The 8,003-nt window shown below is 73.5% G+C and carries 8 protein-coding genes; 3 read left to right on the top strand and 5 right to left on the bottom strand.

All coding sequences use genetic code 11. The features are described from left to right. Window positions 1-8: 8 nt before the first annotated feature. Together ABD353_RS32105 and ABD353_RS32110 are read right to left on the bottom strand one after the other, a co-directional pair. Complete coding sequence (locus ABD353_RS32105) at window positions 9-938, bottom strand: acyl-CoA thioesterase (RefSeq protein WP_344627204.1); 930 nt, start codon at window positions 936-938, stop codon at window positions 9-11. Continuing rightward, on the bottom strand, window positions 935-1,417 hold the full coding sequence (locus ABD353_RS32110) for a cupin domain-containing protein (RefSeq protein WP_344627205.1): 483 nt from the start codon (window positions 1,415-1,417) through the stop codon (window positions 935-937). Before ABD353_RS32110 ends, ABD353_RS32105 begins: the two co-directional genes overlap by 4 nt. A 224-nt stretch (window positions 1,418-1,641) precedes the next feature. Here ABD353_RS32110 and ABD353_RS32115 point away from each other — a divergent pair, with 224 nt between their 5' ends. From ABD353_RS32115 to ABD353_RS32125, 3 genes are all read left to right on the top strand, one after another. Continuing rightward, the gene (locus tag ABD353_RS32115) at window positions 1,642-2,073 is read left to right on the top strand and encodes a RidA family protein (protein WP_344627206.1); all 432 of its coding nucleotides are present in this window, start codon (window positions 1,642-1,644) and stop codon (window positions 2,071-2,073) included. 402 nt (window positions 2,074-2,475) lie between these two features. Then, entirely contained in the window at window positions 2,476-3,375 is a 900-nt protein-coding gene (locus ABD353_RS32120; protein WP_344627207.1) for a fumarylacetoacetate hydrolase family protein, read from the top strand. Window positions 3,376-3,508: 133 nt separating this feature from the next. Beyond that, window positions 3,509-4,357: a PaaX family transcriptional regulator gene (locus tag ABD353_RS32125; protein ID WP_344627208.1), complete on the top strand. Its 849-nt coding sequence runs from the start codon at window positions 3,509-3,511 to the stop codon at window positions 4,355-4,357. Between the two features lie 122 nt (window positions 4,358-4,479). Here ABD353_RS32125 and ABD353_RS32130 read toward each other — a convergent pair whose 3' ends face one another. The 3 genes from ABD353_RS32130 to ABD353_RS32140 form a co-directional block, all read right to left on the bottom strand. Beyond that, entirely contained in the window at window positions 4,480-6,177 is a 1,698-nt protein-coding gene (locus ABD353_RS32130) for a glycoside hydrolase family 64 protein (protein ID WP_344627209.1), read from the bottom strand. A 312-nt stretch (window positions 6,178-6,489) separates the two neighbouring features. Continuing rightward, a complete protein-coding gene (locus ABD353_RS32135; protein ID WP_344627210.1) occupies window positions 6,490-7,209 on the bottom strand; it encodes a hypothetical protein in 720 nt (239 codons plus the stop codon). Then, window positions 7,206-8,003, bottom strand: a 798-nt coding sequence (locus tag ABD353_RS32140) for an NAD(P)/FAD-dependent oxidoreductase (RefSeq protein ID WP_425555298.1), incomplete at its 5' end; no start/stop codon positions are given. The genes ABD353_RS32140 and ABD353_RS32135, both read right to left, overlap by 4 nt.

Raw genomic sequence — 8,003 nt, forward strand, 5'->3', positions numbered from 1 at the left:
ACGCAAGGTCAGGCGGTGCGGATCATGCCCTCCTGGGCGACGGTCGCCAGGTGGCGGTGGTCCCGGGTGAAGAAGCGCCCGGTACCGAGACCGCGGCCGCTCTCGGCGGCGACCGCCTCCTGGACGTAGAGCAGCCAGTCGTCGACCGGCCCGCGCCGGTGGAACCACATCGCGTGGTCGAGGCTCGCGGTGACCAGCCCGGGCATCGCCCAGGGCAGTCCGAGCACCCGCAGCACCGGCTCCAGGATCGTGTAGTCGCAGACGTAGGCGAGCGCCGCCCGGTCCCGCTGGTCGTCGGTCAGCCCCTCGACGGGCCGCAACCGGTCGAACGGCCGCACCCACACCGCCTGGTGCGGTGTCTGCTTGCCCTCCACGGCGAGGTAGAGCGGGCCCGGCACGTGGCGCATGTCGAAGCTCCGGCCGCCCGACCAGTACGCCTTGGACGCCTCCGTCATGGTGCCGCCGCTGCGCTCCGCCAGGTACGCCGCGGAGTCGGGCAGGGCCTCGGGGGCCGGCACCTCCAGGTCGAGGTCGGGGCCGGCCTCGAAGCTGCCGCCGGGCTCGCCGGCCGCGAAGTTCGCCAGGCAGACGTAGACCGGCCGGCCGTTCTGGTAGGCGCGCACCTGCCGGGTGCTGTAGCCGCGGCCGTCCCGCAGCAGCTCGACCTCGTGGCGCACGGCGGCGCCGATGTCGGCCGGCCGGAGGAAGTACCCGTGCATCGAGTGCAGCGACTTGCCGTCGGCGACCGAGCGCATCGCGGCGGCCGCGGCCTGCGCCACCAGGTCGCCGCCGTACGCCTTCGGCCACGGGCAGGGCTGGGTGGTGGCGGTGAACGCGAGGTCGAAGTGCTGGGGCTCGGCCGGGCTCAGGGTGACCGCCGCGGTGAAGACCGCGGAGGTGGGCGGGGCGGCGTCGGCGGTCACGGCGTCGGCGGTCATCGGTCCGTCCAGTCCCGCAGGTCGGCGTCGGCGACGTCCGGCAGGTTGACCACGATGTTCTCGGGCGTGCGGGTGGTCATCCAGACCAGCGGCTTCGTCCGCGACAGGTTGCACTCCACGTGCGGCATGAAGGGCGGTACGAACACCCAGTCGCCCTCCTCCATGTCGAGGTAGTCCGCGAACTCCTCGCCGAAGTAGATGCGCGCCCGGCCGGAGAGCACGTAGCCGCCGGTCTCGGCCTCGCCGTGGTGGTGGGAGACCGAGCGGTAGCCGGGCTCGTTGCTGACCTTGCCGAACCAGAGCCGCCGGGCCGGGGTGTGCTGGATGCTCACGCCGGAGACCCGGACGGCGCCGCCCGAGTCGGCCGTGCCCGGGTCCTCCAGGCCGCGGCGCGTCACGACGGGCGCGACCAGGCCGCTCGGCAGCCGGTACATCGAGTTGTCGCCCTCCAGGCGGTACTTGCTGAGGTCGGGCTCCATTGCGGACGGCTCCGTTCCGTGCGGCGGACGTCGGCGCGCCGGCGGGCCGGCCGCGGCGCCCGGCGCCATGGTGGTGTCGAAGGTGTCTGCTGCCGGGCCGGCGCTGTTCCCGCCCGGCGCCCGGGCCGATCGGTATCTCGTTTTTTTCACGGCCGTCATCTATTGTCAATATGCCCCGCGCGGCGGGGCGGAACCGGCCCGACGCAGCACCGACCGGAGGTCGCATGACGCCCGTCGCCGTGAACCCGGACGCCCTCCCCGTGCCCAGCGGCTACTCGCACGGCACGCTGGCGGGGAACACCCTCTACCTCGGCGGCCAGACCGCCCTCGACGCCGACATGCGGATCGTCCCCGGCGGCATCGTCGAGCAGTTCCGCCAGGCCTTCGGCAACGTGCTCACCACCCTGCGCGAGGTGGGCGGCGAACCGCAGGACCTGGTCAGCGTGACCCTGTACCTGACCGACATCCCCGACTACCAGGCCCACGGCAAGGAGATCGGCAAGGTCTGGCGGGAGCTGGCCGGCCCCGTCTACCCCGCCATGGCCGGCATCGGCTGCACCGCGCTCTGGCAGCCCGAAGCCATGATCGAGATCCTCGGCGTCGCCGTCGTCCCGGACGACCGCCTGGTACGCCCCGGCAGCCGCCCCAACCCCTAGGGCGTGTCTTCAAGGCGTACGGATGCCCCGTAGGGGCGCGGGGAACCGCGCAGTCCGGGAGTGGTGCTCCTGACGAATCCGGCGCACCCCTGGTCCGGACGGTGGCCCGCCTCCGAATTGCGCAGTTCCGCCCCCAGCCTTCGGCCGGGAGGTGCCCCCAGCGCCCCTGGATCGACCACCCGAGCGCCCCTTGAAGACAGCTCCTAGGGGCCGACCTCGCAGGCGCTCGGGCGGTCGCCTCAGGGGCGTGTCCTCGCAGCGCACGGATGCCTCATGGGGGCGCGGGGAACCGCGCGATTCGGATGCGGGCCACCGTGCGGGCCGGGGGCGGCCCGGAGAGGTACGCGCCCCACCGCATCGACATTCTCTGACGACCGGCACGGATCCTCACGAAGGGCAGGCATGAGACTCGCATCGTTCACCGTCGGGGGCGCCCGGCGCGCCGCGGCCGTCGACCGGACGGGGACGGCGGTGGCGGCGCTGCCCGCCTCGCTGGGAACCGTCGACGACCTCGTCCGCGGCGGCCCCGCCGCCCTGGACGCCGCCCGTGAGGCGGCCGAGGCGGCCCTCGCCGGCCCCGACGTGCTGCCGCTCGACGGCGTCCGGCTGGAGCCGCCCCTGCAGCGGTTCAACCGGGACATCCTCTGCACCGGCTGGAACTACCAGGACCACTTCGAGGAGTCGGTCGGCAAACGCGGCGGCCAGGACCCGGCCGAGCGGCCGACCCGGCCCACCTTCTTCACCAAGGGCCCGGACACCGTCATCGGCCCGGCCGACGACATCGCCTACGACCCGGACCTCTCCGCCCAGTGGGACTACGAGGCCGAGATCGCCCTCGTCATCGGCCGCGACGGCCGGTCCATCCCCGAGGCCGAGGCGCTGCAGCACGTCCTCGGCTACCTGGTCGCCAACGACGTCTCCCAGCGCGACCTGCAGCGGGCGCACGGCGGCCAGTGGCTCAAGGGCAAGAGCATCGACGCCACCATGCCGCTGGGGCCGTGGCTCACCACCGCCGACGAGATCGCCGACCCCGCCGACCTGCAGGTGCAGTGCGAGGTGAACGGCGTCCTGAGGCAGAACGCCTCCAGCGCGCAGATGGCCTTCCCGTTCGCCCGGCTGATCGCCGAACTCAGCCGGGGCATGACCCTGCGCGCCGGGGACGTCCTGCTCACCGGCACCCCGAGCGGCATCGGCAGCGCCCGCGACCCGCAGGTCTTCCTCGGTCACGGCGACCTCGTCGTCACCCGCGTCGGCGGCCTCGGCGAACTGCGCAACCGGGTGGTGGCGACATCCCTGGTCTGAGCCCGGCCTGCCGCCGCCCGGCACCGGGCGGCGGCCGCGCGGAACGCCGCGATCATGCACCGCGGCGAGGCGGTAGGCTGCCCGCCGACGGGCACGACGGACGGCACCGGCCCGAGGCGAGGAGAACACAGCTGTGACGGCCGGGCCCGAGGAGTCCCCGGCGGCCGGCCGCGACACGCGGCACGGACCGCTGATCATCACCGCGTTCGGGCTGTACGCCCGCGGCGAGCAGAACTGGCTCTCGGTCGCCTCGGTGGTCCGGCTGATGGGCGACCTCGGGGTCGAGCCGCCGGCCGTCCGCTCCTCGGTCTCCCGGCTCAAGCGGCGGGGCCTCCTGGAGAGCGCCCGCCACGACGGCGCGGCCGGCTACTCGCTCGCCGCGCCCGTGCTGGAGACGCTCGCGGAGGGCGACGTCCGGATCTTCGAACGGGTCCGCGCCGTCGCCGAGGACGGCTGGATCGTCGTGGTCTTCTCCGTCCCCGAGTCCGAGCGGCAGAAGCGGCACGAGCTGCGGGCCGCACTGACCAGGCTCGGCTTCGGCACCGCCGCGCCCGGCGCCTGGATCGCCCCGGGCAACCTCGCGGCCGAGACCCGCCGGACCTTGGAACGCCTCGGACTCGCCGGGTACGTCGACCTCTTCACCGGCGAGCACCTCGCCTTCGGAGACCTGCGCTCCAAGGTCCGCCGCTGGTGGGACCTCGACGAACTCACCGCGCTGTATGCGGACTTCCTGCGCCGCTACCGCCCGGTGCTGGAGCGGACGGAGACGGCCGGGGTGTCCCCGCAGGAGGCCTTCCGGGTGTACGTGCCGATGCTCACCCAGTGGCGCCGGCTGCCCTACCGGGACCCGGGCCTGCCGCTGTCGCTGCTCCCGCCGGGCTGGAACGGCGTCGGTGCGGGCGAACTCTTCAGCGCGCTGAACGCCACCCTGGGCGCCCGGGCCCGCGAGCACGCCCTCGCGGTGATCCACGACGAGCGGTAGGGCGCGGGACCGGCGGCCCTGCGGATCCCCGGCGGCCGTGTGCCTCCCCGGCGGCCCTGCGGCGGAACGGGTGTGCGGCCCCCGGCCTGCCCGCCGGGGACCGCACGCGACGACCTCGGGGGTTACGCGAAGGTGAACCAGTTGAGGTTGACGAAGTCGGCGGGCTGGCCGCTGTCGAAGGTCACGTAGACGTCGTGTGTCCCGGTGGTCCGGGCGATGTCGGCCGGGACGGTCCGCCAGGTCTGCCAGCCGCCGGTGTTGGCGATCGCGAAGTTGCCGACCGGCGTGGCGGTGGGACTGCCGAGCCGGACCTGCACCAGTCCGCTCACCCCGGCAGCCGCGCCGGACGCCACCCGCGCGCTGAAGCGGGTCGCCCCGGCCGTACCGAAGTTGACGGCGTTGAACTTCAGCCAGTCGCCGTTGCCGAGGTTGCCCACGTCGGAGCCGCCGCCGGTGTCCGAGCAGGCCTCCGTCCGGGTGCCCGACTGGGCGTTGAACGCCTCGGCCTGGATGGTGGAGAAGGCGCTGGCCCCGCCGCCGCCGGTGGCGGTCGCGGTCGGCGTCGGGGTCGGCGTGCTGCCGCCGCCGCCCGCCGTGCCGCCGACCGTGATCGTCCACCGGGTCGGGCTGCCGGACTGCACCTTGCCCTCGAAGTCCACCCCGGACGGGTGCACGTCGTCGTACGGGAAGGCGTAGCCCAGACCGTCGGGGGTGGTGCTGTGCAGGATCCGGGCGTAGTGGTTGGTGCGCGGCTTGGTGTAGAAGGCCGACGGGTTCTCGGCGGTCGGCTGGTTCGGGTTGTCCAGCAGGGTGGTGCGGTTGAAGGCGGCGGCGAGTCGGGCGCTCAGGTTGCCCATCTCGTCGTTGCCGGTGGTGAAGGGTGCGTCGCTGCAGGAGAAGATCGACAGGGTGGAGGGCCGGGCGAAGCTGCCGACGCCGGGGAAGGTCAGCGTGTCGCCGTTCACCCGGCCGGTGACGGTGCCCCAGGTGAACTGGGTGTCGATCTTGAGGTCGGTGGTGCGGTACTTGGTCCACACCTGGTCGACGTAGCTGTCGAAGTAGCCCTTGAACAGTGCGCTGTTGCCGCGGATCGCCAGGTTGGGGCTGAGCACCCGCAGGTCCGCGCCGTTCTTGCTGACGATCAGTCGGCTCCAGTCACTGCCGTCGGCCGCGGACTGCGCCCGCAGCGCGCTCGCGACCCGGGAGAGCCCGTCGGCGGGCAGGCCGCGCACGTTCTGGGTGCCCTGACCGGTCTCCAGCTGGAAGGAGATCGGCAGGCCGACCATGTCGACGAAGGTGATGTTGGCGTACAACTGGTCGTTGTTGAAAGTGAATTCGCAGAAGTCGTGGCGGATGTCGATGTTCGGGTCGGACGGGTTGCTCACCGACGGAAGGGCGAGGCCGCCGCCGCGGTTCATCAGGAAGGTGAGCTTCGAGCCGACGGCGAAGTAGATGCGGCCGCTGTCCAGGCGCGGCAGGGTCACCCGGCGGGGGCCGGCGCCGGAGCCGTTGAGCGCGATGGCGCAGTCGACGCCCAGCGGCGTCTGGTCGTTGGCCGGGGACGGCGGGTGGTACAGGCTGCTGCCGTTCGCCTGCACGAAAGCCCAGTTGCCGCCCGCGGCGGGGTCGCGGCCGAGGACGTAGGCGTAGACGGTGTTGTTCCCGGTGGTGTTGACCAGGTCCAGCGGCAGGGTGACCGAGGTCGACGCGCCGGCACTGGACTGCAGCCAGGTCACCGCGGCGGGCACGGTGAGGGCCACGCCCGCAGTGGCGGCGAGGAGCTTGCGGCGTGATATCGGGCGCTGGTGACGAGGCGTCATGAGTGGGGGTTCCGTTCTCCGCGGGTCGGGTGGGGGAGCGGGGGAGGCAACTGCCGTACGGTGCGCCGGAAATGGCGGTCCGGACGGTGAGAGCGCTCTCAGGCGTGGAGCGGTGTCGCCCGTGGGCCTGAATATTACGGAGCGGCAACCGTCATGGCAATGTCATGCAACGACCATGACAGGGCTCTGACCTGCGGTTTCGTCGGAAGGCTCGGTCCTTAACCCTCTCTTAAGCCTGAGTTGATGCGCAGAGAGGGCTCTCAGGAACGACGGCGGAGGCGGGCCGGAGGGGGGCTCCGGCCCGCCCCGGGATCAGGCGTTCAGGGTGGTGATGTTCCACCAGCGTTCGTCGCCGAGAGTGAGCGTGATCGGCGTCGGGCGGGCCGGGTCGCGGTGGAGCAGGGCCGGGTAGGTCCGGTCGGGCAGCGGCCGGGTCGTCCACGGAAGGCCGCCGTGGCCGCCGTCGGGCACCGCCGGGATGCTCAGCTCGACGGCCCCGGCCAGGTCGGCCTGGGTGACGCCCTCGGGCACCCGCTGGAGGCTGATGATCTGCTCGTAGTGCGGCCGCTTGACCAGGCGGTGGGCGATGTGGGCCTCGTCGCCGCGGCCGTAGACCAGATAGGTGAGGTGGGCCGGGAAGTCCTCCTCGCTGAAGCGGCGGAAGGTCAGCACCCGCTCGATGCACGCGGTGAACCCGCCCGAGATCGGCTCCCACACCCGGTCCTCGCCGTTGCCGGTCTGGGTGACCCGGTCCAGCCGGGCCGGGTACTCGGTCACCGTGCCGTCGCCGATCGGGGGCAGCACCATGTCCTCGGTGTTGCGCACCGCGTGCCAGCTCTCCGGGTGGTCGGCGCGGTCCTTGAGGTAGATGTCGACGACGTCGTTCGGCAGCCGGTACTCCAGCACCACCTGGTAGCGGTGCTCGGCCATGCCGAACATCGCCAGGTGGTAGCCGAAGACGGTGTCCCGGCCGGACAGGATGAAGGAGTGGACAGACGGGTCCTCGTGCTCGTGGTGGTGACGGGTGGTCATGCGGATGTCCTCTCGGTCGGTGGGTGCCCGGTCGGTGGGTGCCCGGTGGGCGGGGGGCCGGTCGGTGGGTGCCCGGTCGGTGCGTGGCGGCGGCGCCAGAAGGGCCGGTCGGCCCAGCGGCGTTCCGCCGCGTACGCCGTGCGGTGGTTGCGCCGGTACGCGGCGACCAGGGCGTCGACGTTCCGGCGGTAGGCGTCGAGGGCGGTGGTGTCGCCGTCGAGGCGGGCATGGACGGCCAGCGCGGCGGTGGTGCCGGTGTGCAGGGCGGTGAGGACGCCCTGCGAGGAGATCGGGTCGAACGCGGCGGCGGCGTCGCCGACCGCCGTCCAGCCGTCGCCGGTCGGGGTGTCGAGGTGCGAGGAGTGTGCGGGCGCCCGCCGGGGCCGGCCCTCGCCCGGGGGATGCGCCGCGGCCCGTTCGGCGGCGTACCGGGTGGTGCCGAGCAGCCGGTCGACGGCGTCACGGTCCCCCGGCGGGGGCGGGCCGAGGTCGGCGTCGGTGAAGTGGGCGACCAGCCGGCCGCCGGTGGGCAGCGGGGCGGTGTACCACCAGCCGTCCGCCGCGGACTCGACCAGGGACGTGGACTCGACCGGTGTGGAGGACCCGGTCGGGGAGGAGGGCCCGGCCGGTGACCGGGCCGGGAGTTCCAGCAGGGTGGCGACCAGGCGGTCCGTGTGCCGCCGGGCGGCCCCGCAGCGGGCGGCGACCGCCCGGCGCCGCCCCGTGGCGTCCACCAGCCACCGGCAGCGGACGGTGCCGGCGCCTCCGCGGCCCGGCGGGGGGACCCTCCCGGC

The organism is Kitasatospora arboriphila, from assembly GCF_039528095.1.
GTDB classification, from domain to species: Bacteria; Actinomycetota; Actinomycetes; order Streptomycetales; family Streptomycetaceae; genus Kitasatospora; species Kitasatospora arboriphila.